Raw genomic sequence first — 18616 nt, forward strand, 5'->3', positions numbered from 1 at the left:
GCCAGACGGGATTGATGGCGGCGGCCGCAGCTGTTGTGCCGCCAGCTGAATTGCCGAGGTGGCGGACCAGATAATGCATGCGCCAGCATGCGCCAGTGGATTGTAAGTCTCGGGAAAGTGGCAGCCCGTAGGGGAATCGAACCCCTCTTTCCAGGTTGAAAACCTGGCGTCCTAACCGATAGACGAACGGGCCACGCTGTCTGTGAGGCGGTGTTTACTGATTGCTCCGGCCGGGCGCAAGAGGTTTTTTACAGCAGGAGAGTGTTTTTCCTGCAGTGCCTTCGTGCTGCAAGTGCTTGACGCACAACCGTAATTTGGTGTCCTGTCGGAGCTGCCGTCGCGGCGGGTCTGGTGGGGGGGAAGTGGCAGCCCGTAGGGGAATCGAACCCCTCTTTCCAGGTTGAAAACCTGGCGTCCTAACCGATAGACGAACGGGCCACTCTGTGCGTGAGCGGGTGTTTAGTTGCAAGCGCCGGAACCCGCAAGAGAAAAAATACGCATTCGTGAATTTTCTTATCCACAGGACGCAAGGTCTTGAAAAATCACGCTTCTGCAGCATCCTCCAGGCGAAGCTGCGGGCTTTGGCGGCCGCCCCAGGTGTTCACTTCCAGCCGTCCGGCGAAGTGAAAGCGGGCGCCGCCGTGCTCCAGCAGCCGCGGGCCCAGGGCGGTGTCGAACGCGCCAAAGCTGATCGCGTCCACGCCCCCGCCCATGCCGTCGCTGAGGGACAGTTTCAGATGGCTTTCGCCGACCTTCTTGGCAAAGCGCACCTGCAGATCGGGCAGCGCATAGCGCGGCGCAGGGGCGCCGGCGCCGAAGGGGCCGGCGTGTTCGATCTGCTCAATCAGATCAACGGTCACGGCACCGGGCATCAGTGCCCCGTCCAGCTTCAGGTCGGCGGGGCCGCCCTGGCCTGCACCCTGTTTGGCCAGCAGCTCCGTCAAACGCTGCATTGCCGGTTCCAGTTTGTCCCGCATCACGGTCAGGCCCGCCGCCATCTTGTGGCCGCCGCCCTTGACCAGCAGCCCCTCGGCCGCCAGCCGCTGGATCGAGGCGCCAAGGTCGACGCCGGACACCGAACGCCCCGACCCCTTGCCCTCGTCCCCGTCAAAGCCGATGACGATGGCGGGCCGGTTGGCGGCTTCCTTCAGGCGCGAGGCGACAATGCCCACCACGCCCGGGTGCCAGCCCTCGCCGGCGGCCCACACCAATGGCGTCTCCAGCCCCCGTGCCCCGGCCTGCTCCAGGGCCGCGGCGCGCACCGCGGCTTCGATATCGCGGCGTTCGGTGTTCAGCTCATCCAGCCGTTCGGCCAGGGCCGCGGCCTCATGCGGGTTGTCGGTCGACAACAGCCGCGCGCCCAGGTCCGCCTTGCCGATCCGGCCGCCGGCGTTGACCCGAGGCCCCAGAAGAAAGCCGAGATGATAGGTGGAAGGCGCTGAATCCATGCGGCTGACGTCCGACAGCGCGACCAGCCCGGGCCGCTTGCGCGCCGACATGACCTTCAGCCCCTGGCGCACCAGCGCCCGGTTGGCCCCGATCAGAGGCGCCACGTCGGCGACGGTGGCCAACGCCACCAGATCCAAAAGCGACATCAGGTCCGGGCCTTTGGCGCCCGCCTCGCGCATCTGACGGCCGGCCTCGACCAGCATCAGAAAGACAACACCCGCGGCACAGAAATAGCCCAGATCGCCGCTTTCGTCCTGCCGGTTGGGGTTCACCACGGCCACGCAGTCCGGCAGCGTCTCGCCGCCCAGGTGATGGTCCAGCACGATCACATCGGCGCCCTTGGCGGCGGCAATCGGTTCATGGCTGAGAGTGCCGCAGTCGACGCAGATGATCAGGTCATGCCCCGCGGCCAGCTCCTGCATCGCCGGCACGTTGGGGCCGTAGCCCTCGTCAATGCGGTCGGGAATATAAAGCGTGGCTTGCAGCCCCATCTGCCGCAGCCAGACCAGCAGCAAGGCAGCAGAGCTGCCGCCGTCAACATCATAGTCGGCAAAGACCGCAATGCGCTGCTTGCGCCGAACGGCGTCCAGGAACCTTGTGGCGGCAGCTTCCATGTCCTTCATCTCGCGCGGGTCGGGCAGCAGCTCCTTCAGCCGGGGTTCCAGGAATCCCTTCGCCTCCATCGCCGGCACCCCGCGCCGGGCCAGCACCTGGCAGACAGAGCGGGGCAGGCTGGTCTGCTGCGCCATCATTTCCGATGCCCGGTCCACTTCCACACCGGGCCCAACCCAGCGGCGGCCGGTCAAGGATTGCTCAACACTCAAAAAGCTCATCTTCTGCCCCCATATGCAAAGGCCGGACCCAATCGGATCCGGCCCTTTCATCTTTCCCCAAATACTCCCGCCGGAGGCAGCGGCGCAGGCCGCTTCCCGGCGGTCAGCTTAACTCTGATGCGGCGCCAGCGGCGTGCGGTAGGACATGCGGCGCACCGACCCGGTCTTGGAGCGCATCAAAAGGGTGGTGGTCTCGACCCAGCCCGGGGTGCGCTTGATCGCAGGCAGCAGCGAGCCGCCGGTGACGCCGGTGGCGGCAAAGATCACGTCCTGAGTGACCATTTCGTCTCGGGTATAGACGCGGTCCAGGTCGGTGATGCCTGCCTTGGCCGCACGGCCCTTTTCGTCATCGTTGCGGAACAGAAGACGGCCGAAGATCTGCCCGCCCATGCATTTCAATGCCGCGGCTGCCAGCACGCCTTCCGGCGCGCCGCCCTGGCCCATGTACATGTCGATGCCGGTCGCCTCGGATTCAGCGCAGTGCATCACGCCGGCGACGTCGCCGTCGGTGATCAGGCGGATGGCGGCGCCGGTTTCACGCACTTCGGCGATCATTGCCTCATGGCGCGGGCGCTCCAGAATGCAGACGGTGATGTCGGACGGTGCGCAGCCCTTGGCCTTGGCCAGCGCCTCGACACGCTCGCGCGGGGACATGTCCAGCGACACCACGCCTTCGGCAAATCCGGGGCCGATGGCCAGTTTGTCCATATAAGTGTCCGGCGCGTGCAGCATCGAGCCGCGCGGACCCATCGCGATCACGGTGAGGGCGTTGGGCATGTCCTTGGCGGTCAGCGTGGTGCCTTCCAGCGGGTCCAGCGCAATGTCGACGCCGGGGCCGTTGCCGGTGCCGACTTCCTCGCCGATGTACAGCATCGGCGCCTCGTCGCGCTCGCCTTCGCCGATCACCACCACGCCGGCGATGTCCAGCAGGTTCAGCTGCTCGCGCATGGCGTTCACGGCGGCCTGGTCGGCGGCTTTCTCGTCGCCGCGGCCGATCAGCGAGGCAGAGGCCAGCGCCGCCTGCTCGGCAACGCGGGCCAGGCCCAGCGACAGCATGCGGTCATGAAAGGGCGCGTCAGAGGTGTTCGAAGTCATACCGGAAATCCTGTCTCAACGGGTCAGATGTGAATGGGCGTTTCAAGCCGAATAGCGCGGGGCGGGGCAGGCTCGCAAGGGCCGAAGGCGCTCAGCGCGGCAGGAAACCCTGCCGCAGCCTGAAAAACAGGCCTATTTGCCTCTTCCGCCTGTCCGCCCGGGCGGTTCAGACCTCTTCGATGCGCAGGGCGACCGGGGTGCCGTCGACCACATCGGTGGCGGTCAGGCCTTCGAGCGCCGCGTCCAGTGTCGCGCGGGTGCATTTGTGGGTGACGATCAGCACCGGGGCAACCGGCGCGGAGTGGCCGTACTGGCGCATCCGGTCGATCGAGACGCCGGCTTCGCCCAGTACCGCGGCCACCTTGGCCAGCGCGCCGGGTTTGTCCAGGAGGCCCATGCGCAGGTAGAAGGGCGCGGGCAGGCCGGTCTGGGCGGCGGGGGCTTCCTGCAGGGTTTCTGCCGGCTGGCCGAAGGTGGAAATCCGCAGGCCGCGGGCCAGGTCCAGCACATCGCCCATCACCGCGCTGGCGGTGGGGCCTTCGCCCGCGCCAGGGCCGCGCAGCACCACCTGCTCGATCGAGTCGCCTTCGATCACCACCATGTTGGTGCCGCCTTCCAGCTGGCCCAGCGGCGAGTTCGCGGGCACCAGGCAGGGCGACATGCGCTGCTCCAGCCCGCGGGCAGAGCGCTGCGCCACCCCCAGCAGCTTGATGCGGTAGCCCATGTCAGCGGCGGCGTGGATATCTTCCAGCTGAATCCGCTGGATGCCCTCAAGCTGCACGCTGTCAAAGTCTGGTTTGGTGCCAAAGGCGATAGAGGCCAGCAGCGCCAGCTTGTGGCCCGCGTCGATGCCGCCCACGTCCAGATTCGGGTCGGCCTCCAGATAGCCCAGGCGGCCGCATTCCTCGAACAGGGCGTTGTAGCCCTGCTCGGTGGCCTGCATCTGGGTCAGGATGAAATTGCAAGTGCCGTTCATCACCCCCATCACGCGGGTGATTTCATTGCCGGCCAGCCCTTCAGTCAGCGATTTGATCACCGGAATGCCGCCGGCGACAGCGGCCTCGAACCGGATCACCCGGCCTGCGGATTCTGCCTGTTCGGCCAGCGCCTGGCCGTGGATGGCCAGCAGCGCCTTGTTGGCGGTGACCACATCCTTGCCCGCGGCCAGCGCGGCCTCGGTTGCCGCTTTGGCTGCGCCTTCATGGCCGCCCATCAGCTCGACGAACACATCCACATCGTCCCGCACCGCCAGCGCCACCGGGTCGGTCTCCCAGGCATAATCCTTGAGCGACACGCCGCGGTCCTTATTGGCATCGCGGGCCGACACTGCCGAGATCACCACCGGGCGTCCGGTTCGTGCCTCCAGCAGCGCAGCATGCCGGCGGATGATCTTCACCACGCCGATGCCAACCGTGCCCAAACCTGCAATCCCAAGACGAAGCGGTTCTGTCATAGCTGGAGGTCCTTTGTTCCGAAAATGCTTCGCCCCGCCTTATCGGGTTCGGCGCGAGCGTGCAACGGCGCTGCCGCATGCAGCAGGGAGAAGCAGGAGAGAATGCCGGGAAGCGGTCAGAATTCGGCGTTTTTCACCGCCTCGGCGCGGCGTTGCAGCCGGGCGCTGCGGGCGTCGAGCTCTGCCTGCAGCTCTGCGCCGGCCTGTTGCGGCGGGTCCAGCGGCTCCAGCGCGTCATCCAGCGGCAGCAGCCTGGGGTAATCCGCATTGCGCAGGTCCGGGGTCAGCCGGTCCTCGAGCTCGGGCACCCGGGTGCAGGCGGCAGCACCTGCCAAAGCCACGAGGAAAGTGATCCGCGCCCAAATCTGCATTGCCTAAACCCTTTGTTCCGCACCGCCGGTTCTAGGGGCTCCGGCGCGCCGGCACAATTGATTTCCCGCCGCAGCAGGGCGTTGGCTTTGCCGGGCAAAGCGGTTACAGAGGGCAGCGGCTGCTTTCTCTCTTTTATATGAACGACTGTTCAGTTATTGTTGCGGGCATGGCACGCACCCAAGGTTCCCATTCCGATATCACCGGCCCGCGCATCCGCGAGGCAGCTCTGCGGCTGTTTGCCCAGCATGGCTATGCCGCCGTGTCGATGCGCCAGATCGCCAAGGAGGTGGGGGTGCAGGCCGGGGCGCTGTACAATTACACGCCGGACAAGCAGAGCCTGCTGTTCAGCCTGATGTCCAGCCATATGGAAGAGCTGCAGGCCGCCTGGGACGCGGTGCCGCGGGCGGCCGGTGCGATGGAGCGGCTGCGCGCCTTTACCGGCTTTCACATCCGCTTCCACCTGGAACGCCCGGATGCGGTGTTCATTGCCTATATGGAGCTGCGCAACCTGACAGAGGAAAATTTCACCGTCATCGAATCGCTGCGCCGCGACTACGAAAACGGGGTGGAGGGGATCCTGAAGGAAGGCGTGGAACAGGGCATGTTCGCCATCCCCGACACCAAGATCGCAACACTGGCGGTGATTGCGATGCTGAATGGGGTCAACACCTGGTACCGCTCCGAAGGACGGCTCTCGCTGGACGAGGTGGAGCGGGTCTATTGGGGCATGGTGCAAAAGGCGGTCAGTGCATGAATCTGCTCGATCTGCGGACCAGCCGCCTGGGTGCGGCACGCTGGCAGGAGCTGACGGAGGCGGAGCTGGCGGATCTGTTTGCCCCGAAGGTTGTGCAATGGCTGCCGGAAGGGTTCCAAGCGCAGGACAGCGATCAGGCCCGGCGGGATTTTCTGGCCGCGGTGGCGCAGCAGGCGGAGGTGATCGGCTTGCGCGGCGCTGCGGGGCAGGGCATCGGGCTGCTGATCCTGTCTTATCCGGAGGACGGCAGCAAAACCCGCAATCTGGGCTATCTATTTGCCGAAGCCGCCTGGGGCCAGGGCCTGGCGAGCGAGCTGATCAGCGGCCTGCAGATGCATTTCCGCGGCAGTGGCGTCACACTGTCCGGCGGTGTCATGCAGCAAAACGCGGCCTCGGCCCGGGTGCTGGAAAAGGCGGGCTTCACGCCGGCGCCAGCGGACGGCGAAACCGTCTACAGCTGGCGCGGGGGCGGCTAAGGCCCGCGGGCAGGCTCCGGCCTGTCAGCTCAGCAGTCCGATCATGTCGTAATGATCGATCTGGCGGCTCAGCACCATCGGGTCCTCTTCCGGCAGCACATGCGGCTGCTCCCAGTCCTCGCCCGCAAAGGCCTGCAGCGCGGCAATGCTCTCCCAGACCATGACGACGCAGAAAGTGGAGGGCGAATCCGGCCGCGGCAGCCCGGCGGTGACAGAGATCAACCCTGGCTGGCGGCGCACATGCGGCACGGCGGTTTTTGTCAGAAAGTCCTTGAATTCCTGGATCTTGTCATCGCGGACGGTGGCACGGAACACCCGGATAATCATCTCTCCCCCCATCTGATCATTGAACGGGGGGAGTATAGCACAAGAAATGGCGTTGGCGGCGCAGCCCGTCAGTGCGCGGGTTTGATAAATGTCCCGTTGCGCAGATCGCGGAAGGCCTGGCGCAGCTGTTCCTGGGTGTTCATCACAATCGGCCCGTGCCAGGCCACCGGCTCATTGATCGGCGCGCCGGAGATCAGCAGAAACCGCACGCCTTCAGGGCCGGCCTGCACGGTGATCCCGTCGCCGGTGCCAAAACGGATCAGGGTGCGGTCGCCGGACAGGTCGCGGATGTTGACCTCCTGGCCTGCGACTTCCTTCTCCAGCAGCACCCCTTGCGGGGCGGAGGCATCGGCAAAGGCCGCCTGACCTTCGAACACATAGGCAAAGGCCCGGCGGTAGGTGTCGATTGGCAGCGTCTTCTTGACACCGGCCGGGACGTACACATCCAGATACTGCGGGTCGGCGGCAATGCCGTCCACCAGGCCGCGCTTGCCCCAGAAGCTGCCGGCAACCACCTTCACGCGGGTGCCGTCGTCGTCGATGATCTCGGGGATCTCGCGGCCCTTCACGTCCTGATAGCGCGGCGCGGTCATCTTCTGGCTGGCGGGCAGGTTGCCCCAGAGCTGGAAGCCGTGCATCTGGCCCTTGGCGTTGCCTGCGGGCATCTCCTGGTGCAGGATGCCCGATCCGGCAGTCATCCACTGCACGTCGCCCGCCCCAAGGGTGCCCGTGTTGCCCAGCGAGTCGCCGTGCTCCACCGAGCCTGCCAGCACATAGGTGATGGTCTCGATGCCGCGGTGCGGATGCCAGGGAAAGCCGCGCAGATAGTCCTCGGGGTTGTCGTTGCGGAAATCGTCGAACAGCAGGAACGGGTCCAGCTCCGACGGGTCCTGAAAGCCGAAGGCGCGGTGCAGCTTGACGCCGGCGCCCTCGGTATGGGGCTGGGCGGCGCGGGTTTCGAGAATGGGTCTGAGGGACATCCGTATGCCTCCTGTAAACGTTGGCTGCTGCTAAGATAGGGGGCGCGATGCCGCCCCGGAACCAGCTGCAGAACACGCCCGCTGTGCGCAGGTGAACAGAGTGACCCGCAGCCCGCAGGGCTGCCCGGCCCAACGGGACGCAGGCGCCAAAGGCGCCAAGGACGGGCGGGAGCGCCTCCGTTGCGCTGGGCCTGCGGGGCGGGGTAGCCTGATCCAATGACACATGCCCCTGACCTATTGCTGCACTTGCCGCCCGACCGTCTGCCGGGTGCCTTGCGCCTGATTTCTTATATGCTGGGGGAGGCGCGGGCTGCCGCGGACGCCGACACGGTGCTCACCCGGATGTCGGAACTGATCCGTGCAGGCGGTGTGCCGCTGGACCGGGCCACTTCCATCGTGCCGTTGCTGCATGCCGAGGCGGTGGCCAGCGCGCGTTTCTGGGAGCGCGGCAAAGGGGCGCGCAGCTATCTCTTTCCCTATAACGCGGAAAGCGGGCAGGGCTATGCCCATTCCCCCGCCGCAGATGTGCACAAAACGGGGGAGTGGGTGGTCCTGTGGCTGCCGGACACCCCGGACGGCCGCTACGGAATCGTGCCCGAGCTGAAGGCGGATGGCTACACCCACTATATCATGGCACCGGTCTTCATGCGCAGCGGCATGGCCGGCACCTTCAGCTTTGCGACCCGGGCGGCAGACGGATTTCCGGCGGACGATATCCGCTTCCTGCGGGCCGTGTTCCCGGCGCTGTCAGCCTGCCAGGAGATCCTCACGACTGCCCGCGCCATGCAGGAGGCGCTGCGGATCTATGTCGGCGAGGAGCCGCAGCGGCGGATCATCTCGGGGGATGTGCACCGGGGCGAGGTCATGCATATCCGCTCCGCCATCCTGTTTGCCGACATGCGCCGCTTTACCGAGCTGACCGCAGGCATGACCGCGGAACAGGCCACCGGGTTGCTCAACGCCTATTACGATTGCATCGTGCCGCCGGTCGAAGGCGCGGGCGGTGAAGTGCTGAAACTGATCGGCGACGGCATCCTGGCGATATTCCGCGCTGAGGAGGACGGGGAGCAGACCTGCGCCCGGGCGCTTGCAGCCGCCCGGGAAGGGCTGGCGCGGGTGGCCGCCCGTACCGACCAGCCGCAGTTCGGCGTCGGAATCGCGCTGCATTTCGGCGAGGTCGCCTTTGGCAATGTCGGTTCGGGGATGCGGCTCGACTACACGGTGATCGGCCGCGACGTGAACCTGGCCGCCCGGGTGGCGGCGCTGTGCGGCGCCATGGACGCGCCGCTGCTGGTGTCGGCGGAGTTCCGGCAGAGAGCCCGGCTGAAAGGCCATTCGCTGGGCAAACAGGCCCTGAAAGGGCTGCAAGAACAGGAAGAAGTTTTTGCGGTTTCAACCAGTTAAGATACAGGCTGGCTTCGCCCCGGTTTTGAAATGCGCCTTCTTTTGAAGAAACGTCTGCCGCCTTATCCCATCACTCCGCTGGCTTCCTGCACCCGCGATGCTTCTGGGCCAGCTTCAGCCACAGCCGGTTGCGCCGATTCGAATAGTCGCGGTTGAACCGGCAGATCCGCATGCAGATGGCGCAATCCAAGGCCATCCTGGTCCAGCACGATCACGCTGTTGAGGCCTTCCGGCAGGTCATGCGGCGCTTCGGACATGCCGCGGGCATCGACGCGGGCGGTATAAAGCCCGCGCTCAATCCAGGTCGGTGATGCCGCACAAACCGGCGCCAAAAAACCTGGCGATGCGTTTCATCTCGGCGGATATCCGGGCCGGTTCGTCAAACTTCAGCGCCTTCTTTGCCACCGGCGTGTCGGGGCGGATTGCGGCCTGGAAGCCTTCGCAGATGCCCTCCTGCGTGCGGCGGCCGGAGATCACGTCGGAGATCAGCCAGGCCGCCTTGCGCAGGGCAAAGTCGCGCTGGGTGAAGCCGTCGCGGCGCCGTGGCGTGGCTTGGATCCGGTAGAAGGCGAAAAACCTGGCGGTGTGTTTGGATTTCACCCGCTCGTCGCAGAAAGCGCGGGTGAAAATGTCGTTGCGCTGCGAGAACCGCTCGAAATCACCGGTGACTTCGGCCTCTGCGGCTGCATCGCCGTCGCGCCGGGGCGGGCCGGTCAGCGGAACAGGGACACGGTCCAGTCCCGCACCATGGCGGTTTCGGCGCTGTTCGGCGCCTCGCCGGCGGCGGGCATCAGGTAGTGGCCCTGGCCCATTGGAATCTCCGCGCCCAGAACCTGCGCCAACCGGCCTTGCGACAGCGGCAGCCCGGCATAGCGGCGCATCAGCATGGCAACCCCGGCGCCGGAGGCCGCCAGCTCGATTGCCGCCAGCGAGGTATCGACATAGAGCGGCGCGCTGCGGTCGTTCAGCGGCACGCCTTCCTGTTCCGACAGCCTCAGCCAGTGGTCCTGGTAGCCATGAATGTGGATCAGCGTCTGGTCGAACAGCTGATCGACCGAGTGCAGCTGCCCGGCCAGCTGCGGCTGCGCCACGGGGATAACGGTTTCGGTCGACAGCAGATGCGCGCGCCGGTCGAACCAGCCGGAGGGGCCAAGGCGCAGGTCGATATCCACATCCTCGTCCTGGGTGCTGTCGGCCCAGACGGCGGAGATCAGCCGGATGCGGATATGCGGATTGGCGGCATGGAACGCCCCCAGCCGTGGTGCCACCCACAGAACCGCGGTCGAGACCGGCGCCCGCAGGGTCACGGTGCGGGTCTGCGCATGGCCCAGCAGGCCGCGGGTGGAATAGGCGATATCGGTCAGCGCCTGCGCCACCGAAGGGTAATAGGCGTGCCCCAGCTGTGTCAGCTCCAGATGCCGGGCGCGGCGGATGAACAGGGTGATGCCAAAGCTTTTCTCCAGGCTGCGCACCTGATGGCTGACGGCGGCCTGGGTCAGCCGCAGCTCTTCGGCTGCGGCAGTGAAACTTTGCAGGCGGGCGGCGGCTTCAAAGGCGCGCAGCCAGACGAGATTGGGCAGATCGGACATTACGTTGCAAATATTCTTGGGGTCATTCCGCATTATTATTCGTTTTTGTTTTGGGTGAGGTCAAGCTAGCCATGGCGCAGACGGATACCCCGGGAGGAGACCCCTGACATGAAAACGGAAATGAAGATCGGCTTTGTCGGCCTTGGCAACGTCGGCGGCAAACTGGCCGGCAGCCTGGTGCGCAACGGGCTGGAAGTGGCGGTGCATGATCTGGACGCGGCGCTGGTGCAGGCCTTTGTGGAGCGCGGCGCCAGGGCGGGCGGCAGCCCGGCGCAGATGATGCAGGACTGCGATGCGGTGATCACCTGCCTGCCAAGTCCCGCGGCGTCGGATGCGGTGGTCAGTGAGATGCTGCCGCATGTGCAGCCCGGCAAGATCTGGATGGAAATGTCGACCACGGATGTGGAGGAGGTGAAGCGCCTGGGCGCGCTGGTGGCCGAGCGCGGCGGTGCGCCGGTCGACTGCCCTGTGTCGGGGGGCTGCCACCGGGCAGACACCGGCAATATCTCGATTTATGCGGGTTGCGAGCGAGAAACATTTGACCGCATCCTGCCAATCCTGACCACCATGGGCCGCCGCATCCTGCATGTGGGGGAGATCGGCAATTCCTCGACCCTCAAGGTAATGACCAACTACCTGGCCAACATGAACCTGCTGGCGGTCATGGAAGCGCTGACGGTGATGAAGGCCTGCGGCATGGATCTGGGGATGACGTTTGAGGCGATCTCGATGTCCTCGGGCACGTCCTTTGCCCATGAGACCGAGAGCCAGCTGATCCTGTCCGGCTCGCGCGATGTGAATTTCACCATGGACCTGGTGATGAAGGATATCGGCCTGTTCCAGACCCTGGCCGACCGCCACAACGTGCCGCTGGAGCTGTCGCCGCTGATGATCGAGATGATGAAGGACGGCCAGCGCCGCTATGGCGAGCGGGCGCAGTCCGACCGGATGATCGAGCGCCTGGAAGAGGCCACCGGCCTGTCAATCACCGCGCCGGGCTTCCCGCCGGAATTGATCGACGACGAGCCGGAAGAGCCGGGGTATGAGGTTGTCGTGCGCCGCGCCGCTGCGGAGTAGGTTTCCCCGAACGGCAGGCCTGCATCCAGCCCCCGCCGCGTCGGGGGCTGTTTTCTTGTGCCAATCCGGTTTATGCCCGGCGCAGCAGCGAGGGGAGCAGCTGATGAGCAACGAAATTCTGGCCGAAATCGAAGCTTCCGGCGGGCGCCGGGTGGTGGGGACGGCGATGCTGGGCCTGACCGGCTGCCTGCTGGTCTATGTGGCCGTCGCGGCGCCGCCGTCGCCCGCCTGGCTGGTGTTCCTGCTGGCGGTTGGCGCGGCGGCGCTGTGGCTGGCGGTGCGGATGTGGCAGGCTACTGTGCACCGGATCGAGCTGACCGCCGAGGAGCTGCGCTGCTCTGACGGCCAGGTGATTGCCAGGGTGGCGGATATCGAAGCCATCGACCGCGGCTTCTTTGCCTTCAAGCCGTCAAACGGCTTTCTGGTCCGGACCCGGACGCAAGGCTCGAAAGTGTGGATGCCGGGACTGTGGTGGCGGGCTGGCCGCCGGATCGGCATTGGCGGGGTGACGCCGGGGTCGCAGGGCAAGGCGATGTCGGAGATCCTCGCCGCGATGCTGGCACAGCGCAGCCAGTAAGGCCGCGCCGGAAGTCCCCGGATTTCAGGATGGCTTAATCCGTGCCATCCCCGCCATCGTCGTGGCTGCCCGAGCCGGTGGCGCTGCCTTCAAAGGCGACCAGCGGAGCAAACCGCGGGCGGGTGAAGATGAAATTGTCCAGGTTCAGTGTTGGCAGCCCGACATTGAAGGCCGGGTCCATCTCGTTGAAGGTTTCAACCAGAATCACCCGCTCCTGGTCTGGCATGTCCGGCAGTTTGGTGGACACCGTGTTGATGGTGGCGTCCGTCCAGGTGATGTCGGACGTGCCGCGCACTTCGGACCAGTCGACATAGTACTTTGCATCATCGTCGTCCCAGTGCACCACCGACACCCGCAGCCCCAGCTGGGAATCCTGGCGGATCAGCAGCTTGGTCATTTCATACATGCTGTCGAGGTAATCGTCGTTGATTGCCGTCGTTTCGCGCGAGATCAGATCGGAGACCGTGTAAGCAGCCTTGAGATTGACGCTGTCGCGCCGGAACGCATCGAAAAACGTGTAGATCGACGCAAACAGGCTCAGCAGCAGCGGTGCGTAGAAGGCAAACTCGATTGAGACATTGCCATCCGTGCTGCGCAGGAAGGCGCGCAGACGGGCCGGCAAAGTATTGCAGCGGGTTTTCCGTGTCAGGGCTGTCAGCATGGCTTACCTCGGTTCCTGAACAAATGCAGATGTTGCGATCAGGCTGATCCGGCCATCGTCATCTTTGCTCAGATCGGCTCCAAGCCCCCAAGTCGGGAAGATCGGATTGAACTTCATGCAGGCCCGGATCAGCATCAGTTCGTTGGATTGGCCGCTGACAAAGTTCCGGACCGGCTGCACATCCTCGATACGGTTGATGCAGTCCGGATCCGGGTCGATGGGCGCCCAGTTGAACGGATCGACCTGAACCATCTCCAGCCGCAGCGAGGTGGTGCACTCATCGATAAATCCCGAAAGATTGCAAACCGAGTCGCGAATATCGTCGTGCTGCGGATTGCTGCCGGTGGTGAGGCGGATGTCGCGGACGGTCTGGTCCAGGGCGCGCTCCAGCTGCGAATGGCGCAGGTTGATCATGCCGAGTTCGACAGTCGACATCATGATCATCAGGAAAGCGGGGATAGTGATGGCGAACCCCACCGTCGAATTGCCATCCTCGCGTTCCCGGAACCGGCGCAGGCTCTGTGCGGCGCGGCGGATCATTGGGTCAGCCTCAGTTGGCGGATGGAAGTTGCGATCGAGGCGAAGGCGTCGCTGATTTCCAGCCCGTCCACATCGAAGTAATGGGAGTCGGAGCTGGCGCAATCCTGCAGCACCGACACGCCGTTGCTGGGCGCCTCGAAGCCGATGGTGTAGACGATGATGCCCTGATCCTTGGCCGCCTGGCAGATGCTGCGGGTGCGGGTATTTTTGGTCGAGTTCCCGTAATAGTCATAAACGCCGTAGTACCAGGTGCTGCGGGCGGAAGACGTGCCCATCCAGTCGGCATAGATGTCTTTGTACAAGTACTTCAGCGGCGTTTGGGCAAACAGATCAGTATAGCTCAGCCGTTCGGCAGTGCCGGATTCCTGTTTCCAACTGCAGCTGTAGCAATTCCTATAGCTGTCGGTTCCCGTGCCAAACGGGTGATCTTCCCACCGGGCGCCGTAAGGCAAATGCCAATAGTACTGGCCGCTGGACGGATTGAGTGTGGAGTATACTTCGGTTCCGTCGCTGGTGGTCGTGAACCAGACGTTGGAGTCGCCTTCGCGGTGATCGCTCTCGACATAATATTGCGATGTGTTCTGGCCGTCGGTCATCAGAACAATCACTTTGACGGTATCCGAGTCGGTGTAGTCCGACGGGCGGGCCGAGAAATCGTTCGGAACAGATGCATCCGAGCCAGTGGTCAAGGCGTTGATCGCGGGCCGGGCTGACGGGTCGAGCAGCGTTGTGCCCCATTTCATGCCGATATCGATGGACGTATTGCCGCCGCCCCAGAGATTTTCGATGAATGTTTTGAGGACCGTCGCGTCCTTCTGGAAGGGCAGGATTGCCCGGGTCTCGTCGGTGGCGGGTTCGCAGACGGGCGATTGAACCAGGTCGCCGTTGTCGCGCCGGTCATTACTGGACCAGGGCGAAAAATGCATTGTCTGTTCCAGTGAATCCGTTTGCGACAGGCTGGTGCTGGAGAAGTCGGAACCTGCGAAATTCACGCAGTAGGAATACTCGTGCAATTCGTTCAGATTGTATTGGTCGATCAGATCCTCCGGCACCGAGACTTGCGTTGCGTAAGGAATGATCGAGATCGACATCTTGCCGTCCGTGGTATTGGCCACCATGGTGTCGACAAAATCCTTGGCTGCCACTTTGAGGTTGGTCAGACGGCTGTTGGAGTTCATCGAGCCGGATACATCCAGCACCATCGAGATTTCCACCCCGTCGATGCTCTCCTCGGCGCGCGAGGTTGCGTAGAGCGGCATGTCGTCGCCGCCGGCAAATTTCAGCAGGTGAGTCGGAAAAGTGGTGTCGATGGTGGCCTGCACCTTCTTGAAGCCAAGACCGGATTCCCACCAGGGCGCCTGGTAATAGTCTTCCAGCCCCGATTTCGACAGGTAATCCAGAACCACGGCGTCGGGCGAACTCTGCTGGTCGAGGTCCGCCGCCGCCAGTGCTGCCCGGTCCAGCGTGTATTGCAGCATGGTGCGGTCACGCTCCATCCGCATCAGGTCCACTCCGATGCCGCCGACCGCCAGCATGGCAAGGAAGGTGCCGATCATCGGTTTGGCCAGCACCCCGTCCTCTTCCTGCAGGAAGCCGTTCAATTTGACCTGGCAGCGCAGCAGGAGCGGATTGCTCAGAGCTGTGGAATTCTTGTGACGCATACTCATCTAAACACCCCCGCCGGCTTCGGAACAGGTCAGCACGGCTTTAGCAGCGGAATTTACACTTATTAATGCGCGCCAATGGTGGCGGAAATGGGGCGGGATTGCGCCGGAAAAGCTTCAATTGCAAGGGTTTAGGTTGTCAATTTCCAGCAATTCCCGCGGGTTGTCCCGCACTTGGAGACAATGGCCTCCCCAGAAATGGCGAATCGTGAACCTTTGGCTAAAATGCGAATCTTTTTGGCAGGGAAGGGTCAAAAAGGTCGCACTCCTTAAACATCTCTGCATAGAGTTAAGGCATCATCGGCAGCGAGTCGATGTTTGAGCACGGAGAAGATTTTAGATGAGCAGCCGCACAGAGCCGAGCTTCCGCGAGAGCGTGGACCTGATGTTTAACCGGGCCGTGTCCCTGATGGATCTGCCGCCGGGGCTGGAGGAGAAAATCCGGGTCTGCAATGCCACCTACACGGTTCGGTTCGGGGTGCGCCTGCGCGGCTCCATGCATACGTTCACCGGCTATCGCTCGGTTCATTCCGAACACATGGAGCCGGTCAAGGGCGGTATCCGCTATGCCATCGGCGTGAACCAGGACGAGGTCGAGGCGCTGGCGGCGCTGATGACCTACAAGTGCGCCCTGGTGGAGGCCCCGTTCGGCGGCTCCAAGGGCGGGCTTTGCATCGACCCGCGCGAATATGATGAACATGAACTGGAGCTGATCACCCGCCGCTTTGCCTATGAACTGGCCAAGCGCGACCTGATCCATCCCTCGCAGAACGTGCCCGCGCCCGACATGGGCACCGGCGAGCGTGAAATGGCCTGGATTGCTGACCAGTACGCGCGGATGAACACCACCGATATCAACGCAAAGGCCTGCGTCACCGGCAAGCCGCTGAATGCCGGCGGCATTGCCGGCCGGGTCGAGGCCACAGGCCGCGGCGTGCAGTACGCGCTGCAGGAATTCTTCCGCCACAAGGACGACATGGTGGAAGCAGGCCTCACCGGGCAGCTTGATGGCAAGCGGATCATTGTTCAGGGGCTCGGCAACGTGGGCTACCACGCGGCCAAGTTTCTGTCCGAGGAAGACGGCGCGCGGATCATCGGCATCATCGAAAGGGATGGCGGTTTGCTGAACCCTGGTGGTCTGGATGTGGAGGCGGTGCGCAACTGGATTGTCAAACATGGCGGCGTGTCCGGCTATCCGGACGCGCAGTTTGTCGAGAACGGCGCGGTGCTGCTGGAGGAAGAGTGCGACATCCTGATCCCGGCGGCATTGGAAGGGGTGATCAACCTGTCGAACGCCGAACGCATCAAGGCGCCGCTGGTCATCGAGGCGGCAAACGGCCCGGTAACAGCCGGCGCGGATGACGTCCTGCGCAAGAGGGGCACCGTGATCATTCCCGACATGTATGCCAACGCAGGCGGTGTGACGGTGTCCTACTTCGAGTGGGTGAAGAACCTTTCCCACATCCGTTTCGGCCGGATGCAGCGCCGCCAGGAAGAGGCGCGCCACCAGCTGGTGATCGATGAGCTGCAGCGCCTGGACGACGTGATGGGGGATACCTGGTCGATGTCGCCGAACTTCAAGGACAAGTACCTGAAGGGCGCGGGCGAGCTGGAACTGGTGCGCTCCGGTCTCGATGACACCATGCGGGTAGCCTATCAGTCGATGCGCGAAGTCTGGCACAGCCGCGATGACGTGACCGACCTGCGCACCGCTGCCTATCTGGTGTCCATCGACAAGGTCGCCAAGAGCTATCACGCCAAGGGTCTATGACCTGGCGCAAGGCCTGAAGGAACCGCCGGGGCGGAGGGGAAACTCTCTGCCCCGTTCTTTTTCGACCCGGCGCACAATACGTCACCTGCTGTCGCAATTGGCACTAGACACAAGTGATCAGTTCATGTGAATTGCAGCAAAGCCGTGCTGATGTGCCGCTAATTGAGCCTTTGGGCTAGGAGCGGCAGGCGAAAGCGGGTAGCAATGCCGCCAAGGCCCGGGCCACAGATTTTCCGGGCGCGGACAAGTGATTTGACGGGGAGGGACAGCATGCGGTTTTCGGGCTGGCGTGTGCTCCGGGAGGGGCTCACCGGAAACAAGGGGTGGAAGCCCCATTGGCGGGACCCTGAGCCCAAATCCGAATATGACGTGGTGATCATCGGCGGCGGCGGCCACGGGCTGGCGACGGCGTATTACCTGGCCAAGGAACACGGCATCACCAATGTCGCGGTGCTGGAAAAGGGCTACTTGGGCGGCGGCAGCGTGGGGCGCAACACCACCATCGTGCGGGCCAACTATTACTTGCCGGGCAACTCGGAGTTCTATTCGCACTCGCTGAAACTGTGGGAGGGGTTGGAGCAGGACCTGAACTACAACGCGATGATGTCCCAGCGCGGCATCATCAACCTGTTCCACAATGACGGCCAGCGCGACGCGGCGGTGCGCCGGGGCAATTCCATTGTCAACCAGGGCGATGATGCGGAACTGCTGAGCCGCGAGCAGGTGCGCAAGCTGGCGCCGTTCCTGAACTTCGATAACAACCGTTTCCCCATCATGGGCGGGCTGATGCAGCGCCGGGCCGGCACCGCGCGCCATGATGCGGTGGCCTGGGGCTATGCCCGCGGCGCCGACATGCGCGGGGTGGACCTGATCCAGAACTGCGAAGTGACCGGCATTGACGTTGAAGGCGGCAAGGTGGTCGGCGTGCAGACCGCGCGCGGCCCGATCCGGGCCAAGAAAGTGGCGCTGGCCGCCGCGGGCCGCTCCGGCCAGGTAGCGGCGATGGCGGGCCTCACCCTGCCGATCGAAAGCCACGTTCTGCAGGCGTTTGTGTCGGAAGGGCTGAAGCCGATCGTGGACCACGTGATCACCTTCGCCGAAGGGCACCTGTACATCAGCCAGTCGGACAAGGGCGGGCTGGTCTTCGGCAGCTATTTGGACTTCTACAGCTCTTATGCGGCGCGCGGGAACCTGCCGATGGCGGAGCACACGATGGAGAGCTTCGTGGCGATGGTGCCGGCGGTCAGCAAGGCGCGGCTCTTGCGCAGCTGGGGCGGCATCATGGACATGACGCCGGATGGCTCGCCGATCATCGACCATTCGCCGGTTGACGGGCTCTATCTGAACTGCGGCTGGTGCTATGGCGGCTTCAAGGCGACGCCGGGGTCGGGGCATGTCTATGCCCATCTGATCGCCACCGACCGCCCGCACGGGGCGGCCACGAAATTGAAGCTCGACCGTTTCCGCAGCGGCGTCGGCCTGATGGATGAGGAGGGGACCGGTGCGCAGCATAACCTGCACTGATGTGCCGCCGGCCGCGGCAGGGGGCGCTGCCCCCTCGGCCTTGCGGCCTCACCCCCGGAGTGTTTTTGCA

The 18616-nt window shown here is 64.2% G+C and carries 19 protein-coding genes and 2 tRNA genes; 7 read left to right on the plus strand and 14 right to left on the minus strand.

All coding sequences use genetic code 11. The annotated features are described in order from the left end of the window. Positions 1-118: 118 nt before the first annotated feature. The 6 genes from OKQ63_RS05005 to OKQ63_RS05030 form a co-directional block, all read right to left on the minus strand. Positions 119-193, minus strand: a tRNA-Glu gene (locus tag OKQ63_RS05005). A gap of 170 nt (positions 194-363) precedes the next feature. Beyond that, positions 364-438: transfer RNA gene (locus OKQ63_RS05010), tRNA-Glu, on the minus strand. A 104-nt stretch (positions 439-542) separates the two neighbouring features. Beyond that, positions 543-2282 (minus strand): single-stranded-DNA-specific exonuclease RecJ, encoded by a 1740-nt coding sequence (gene recJ / locus OKQ63_RS05015; RefSeq protein WP_264212867.1) that lies wholly within the window; start codon positions 2280-2282, stop codon positions 543-545. A gap of 108 nt (positions 2283-2390) precedes the next feature. Then, complete coding sequence (gene glpX / locus OKQ63_RS05020; protein ID WP_264212868.1) at positions 2391-3377, minus strand: class II fructose-bisphosphatase; 987 nt, start codon at positions 3375-3377, stop codon at positions 2391-2393. A 166-nt stretch (positions 3378-3543) separates the two neighbouring features. Continuing rightward, the gene (locus OKQ63_RS05025; protein WP_264212869.1) at positions 3544-4830 is read right to left on the minus strand and encodes a homoserine dehydrogenase; all 1287 of its coding nucleotides are present in this window, start codon (positions 4828-4830) and stop codon (positions 3544-3546) included. 116 nt (positions 4831-4946) lie between these two features. Then, entirely contained in the window at positions 4947-5201 is a 255-nt protein-coding gene (locus OKQ63_RS05030; protein WP_264212870.1) for a hypothetical protein, read from the minus strand. Between the two features lie 167 nt (positions 5202-5368). Between OKQ63_RS05030 and OKQ63_RS05035 the strand changes: the two genes are divergently transcribed. Together OKQ63_RS05035 and OKQ63_RS05040 are read left to right on the plus strand one after the other, a co-directional pair. Further along, on the plus strand, positions 5369-5956 hold the full coding sequence (locus OKQ63_RS05035; protein ID WP_264212871.1) for a TetR/AcrR family transcriptional regulator: 588 nt from the start codon (positions 5369-5371) through the stop codon (positions 5954-5956). Further along, positions 5953-6432 (plus strand): GNAT family N-acetyltransferase, encoded by a 480-nt coding sequence (locus OKQ63_RS05040; protein ID WP_264212872.1) that lies wholly within the window; start codon positions 5953-5955, stop codon positions 6430-6432. The genes OKQ63_RS05035 and OKQ63_RS05040 overlap by 4 nt, the downstream gene beginning before the upstream one ends. A 24-nt stretch (positions 6433-6456) precedes the next feature. On the opposite strand, the gene OKQ63_RS05045 is transcribed toward OKQ63_RS05040, so the two are convergent. Next, positions 6457-6759: an antibiotic biosynthesis monooxygenase family protein gene (locus tag OKQ63_RS05045; protein ID WP_264212873.1), complete on the minus strand. Its 303-nt coding sequence runs from the start codon at positions 6757-6759 to the stop codon at positions 6457-6459. 68 nt (positions 6760-6827) lie between these two features. After that, positions 6828-7739, minus strand: a complete 912-nt coding sequence (locus tag OKQ63_RS05050; RefSeq protein WP_264212874.1) for a pirin family protein — start codon at positions 7737-7739, stop codon at positions 6828-6830. 216 nt (positions 7740-7955) lie between these two features. Between OKQ63_RS05050 and OKQ63_RS05055 the strand changes: the two genes are divergently transcribed. Further along, on the plus strand, positions 7956-9143 hold the full coding sequence (locus OKQ63_RS05055) for an adenylate/guanylate cyclase domain-containing protein (RefSeq protein ID WP_264212875.1): 1188 nt from the start codon (positions 7956-7958) through the stop codon (positions 9141-9143). 62 nt (positions 9144-9205) lie between these two features. On the opposite strand, the gene OKQ63_RS26075 is transcribed toward OKQ63_RS05055, so the two are convergent. The 3 genes from OKQ63_RS26075 to OKQ63_RS05065 all read right to left on the minus strand — a co-directional run bounded on the left by OKQ63_RS26075 (position 9206) and on the right by OKQ63_RS05065 (position 10732). Then, positions 9206-9400 (minus strand): hypothetical protein, encoded by a 195-nt coding sequence (locus OKQ63_RS26075; protein WP_350356295.1) that lies wholly within the window; start codon positions 9398-9400, stop codon positions 9206-9208. A 37-nt stretch (positions 9401-9437) separates the two neighbouring features. Then, complete coding sequence (locus OKQ63_RS26080) at positions 9438-9743, minus strand: hypothetical protein (protein WP_350356296.1); 306 nt, start codon at positions 9741-9743, stop codon at positions 9438-9440. Positions 9744-9856: 113 nt separating this feature from the next. Continuing rightward, positions 9857-10732, minus strand: a complete 876-nt coding sequence (locus OKQ63_RS05065; protein WP_264212876.1) for a LysR substrate-binding domain-containing protein — start codon at positions 10730-10732, stop codon at positions 9857-9859. Between the two features lie 120 nt (positions 10733-10852). On the opposite strand from OKQ63_RS05065, the gene OKQ63_RS05070 reads away from it, so the two are divergent. Next, positions 10853-11809: an NAD(P)-dependent oxidoreductase gene (locus OKQ63_RS05070; RefSeq protein WP_264213878.1), complete on the plus strand. Its 957-nt coding sequence runs from the start codon at positions 10853-10855 to the stop codon at positions 11807-11809. Between the two features lie 103 nt (positions 11810-11912). Continuing rightward, entirely contained in the window at positions 11913-12386 is a 474-nt protein-coding gene (locus OKQ63_RS05075) for a hypothetical protein (protein WP_264212877.1), read from the plus strand. 34 nt (positions 12387-12420) lie between these two features. On the opposite strand, the gene OKQ63_RS05080 is transcribed toward OKQ63_RS05075, so the two are convergent. The 3 genes from OKQ63_RS05080 to OKQ63_RS05090 are packed head-to-tail and all read right to left on the minus strand — an operon-like array spanning position 12421 to position 15254. Continuing rightward, positions 12421-13047 (minus strand): TadE/TadG family type IV pilus assembly protein, encoded by a 627-nt coding sequence (locus OKQ63_RS05080; protein ID WP_264212878.1) that lies wholly within the window; start codon positions 13045-13047, stop codon positions 12421-12423. Positions 13048-13050: 3 nt separating this feature from the next. Then, positions 13051-13587 (minus strand): TadE/TadG family type IV pilus assembly protein, encoded by a 537-nt coding sequence (locus OKQ63_RS05085; protein WP_264212879.1) that lies wholly within the window; start codon positions 13585-13587, stop codon positions 13051-13053. Next, a complete protein-coding gene (locus OKQ63_RS05090) occupies positions 13584-15254 on the minus strand; it encodes a pilus assembly protein TadG-related protein (protein ID WP_264212880.1) in 1671 nt (556 codons plus the stop codon). The genes OKQ63_RS05085 and OKQ63_RS05090 overlap by 4 nt, the downstream gene beginning before the upstream one ends. 337 nt (positions 15255-15591) lie before the next feature. Between OKQ63_RS05090 and OKQ63_RS05095 the strand changes: the two genes are divergently transcribed. Together OKQ63_RS05095 and OKQ63_RS05100 are read left to right on the plus strand one after the other, a co-directional pair. Further along, positions 15592-17022, plus strand: coding sequence for a Glu/Leu/Phe/Val family dehydrogenase (locus OKQ63_RS05095; RefSeq protein WP_264212881.1), 1431 nt, complete (start codon positions 15592-15594; stop codon positions 17020-17022). A gap of 270 nt (positions 17023-17292) precedes the next feature. Further along, positions 17293-18546, plus strand: a complete 1254-nt coding sequence (locus tag OKQ63_RS05100; protein WP_264212882.1) for a sarcosine oxidase subunit beta family protein — start codon at positions 17293-17295, stop codon at positions 18544-18546. Positions 18547-18616 lie beyond the last annotated feature (70 nt).

Origin of the sequence: Leisingera thetidis, from assembly GCF_025857195.1 — a bacterium.
In the GTDB taxonomy this organism is placed as follows: domain Bacteria; phylum Pseudomonadota; class Alphaproteobacteria; order Rhodobacterales; family Rhodobacteraceae; genus Leisingera; species Leisingera thetidis.

Coding starts and splice junctions, on each gene's coding strand:
- OKQ63_RS05040 (WP_264212872.1), top strand. CDS start 5,953: ATGAATCTGCTCGATCTGCGGACCAGCCGCCTGGGTGCGGCACGCTGG.
- OKQ63_RS05055 (WP_264212875.1), top strand. CDS start 7,956: ATGACACATGCCCCTGACCTATTGCTGCACTTGCCGCCCGACCGTCTG.
- OKQ63_RS05050 (WP_264212874.1), bottom strand. CDS start 7,739: ATGTCCCTCAGACCCATTCTCGAAACCCGCGCCGCCCAGCCCCATACC.
- OKQ63_RS05030 (WP_264212870.1), bottom strand. CDS start 5,201: ATGCAGATTTGGGCGCGGATCACTTTCCTCGTGGCTTTGGCAGGTGCT.
- OKQ63_RS05100 (WP_264212882.1), top strand. CDS start 17,293: ATGCGGTTTTCGGGCTGGCGTGTGCTCCGGGAGGGGCTCACCGGAAAC.
- OKQ63_RS05065 (WP_264212876.1), bottom strand. CDS start 10,732: ATGTCCGATCTGCCCAATCTCGTCTGGCTGCGCGCCTTTGAAGCCGCC.
- OKQ63_RS26075 (WP_350356295.1), bottom strand. CDS start 9,400: ATGTCCGAAGCGCCGCATGACCTGCCGGAAGGCCTCAACAGCGTGATC.
- OKQ63_RS05045 (WP_264212873.1), bottom strand. CDS start 6,759: ATGATTATCCGGGTGTTCCGTGCCACCGTCCGCGATGACAAGATCCAG.
- glpX (WP_264212868.1), bottom strand. CDS start 3,377: ATGACTTCGAACACCTCTGACGCGCCCTTTCATGACCGCATGCTGTCG.
- OKQ63_RS05095 (WP_264212881.1), top strand. CDS start 15,592: ATGAGCAGCCGCACAGAGCCGAGCTTCCGCGAGAGCGTGGACCTGATG.
- OKQ63_RS05075 (WP_264212877.1), top strand. CDS start 11,913: ATGAGCAACGAAATTCTGGCCGAAATCGAAGCTTCCGGCGGGCGCCGG.
- recJ (WP_264212867.1), bottom strand. CDS start 2,282: ATGAGCTTTTTGAGTGTTGAGCAATCCTTGACCGGCCGCCGCTGGGTT.
- OKQ63_RS05025 (WP_264212869.1), bottom strand. CDS start 4,830: ATGACAGAACCGCTTCGTCTTGGGATTGCAGGTTTGGGCACGGTTGGC.
- OKQ63_RS05090 (WP_264212880.1), bottom strand. CDS start 15,254: ATGAGTATGCGTCACAAGAATTCCACAGCTCTGAGCAATCCGCTCCTG.
- OKQ63_RS05085 (WP_264212879.1), bottom strand. CDS start 13,587: ATGATCCGCCGCGCCGCACAGAGCCTGCGCCGGTTCCGGGAACGCGAG.
- OKQ63_RS05035 (WP_264212871.1), top strand. CDS start 5,369: ATGGCACGCACCCAAGGTTCCCATTCCGATATCACCGGCCCGCGCATC.
- OKQ63_RS05070 (WP_264213878.1), top strand. CDS start 10,853: ATGAAGATCGGCTTTGTCGGCCTTGGCAACGTCGGCGGCAAACTGGCC.
- OKQ63_RS05080 (WP_264212878.1), bottom strand. CDS start 13,047: ATGCTGACAGCCCTGACACGGAAAACCCGCTGCAATACTTTGCCGGCC.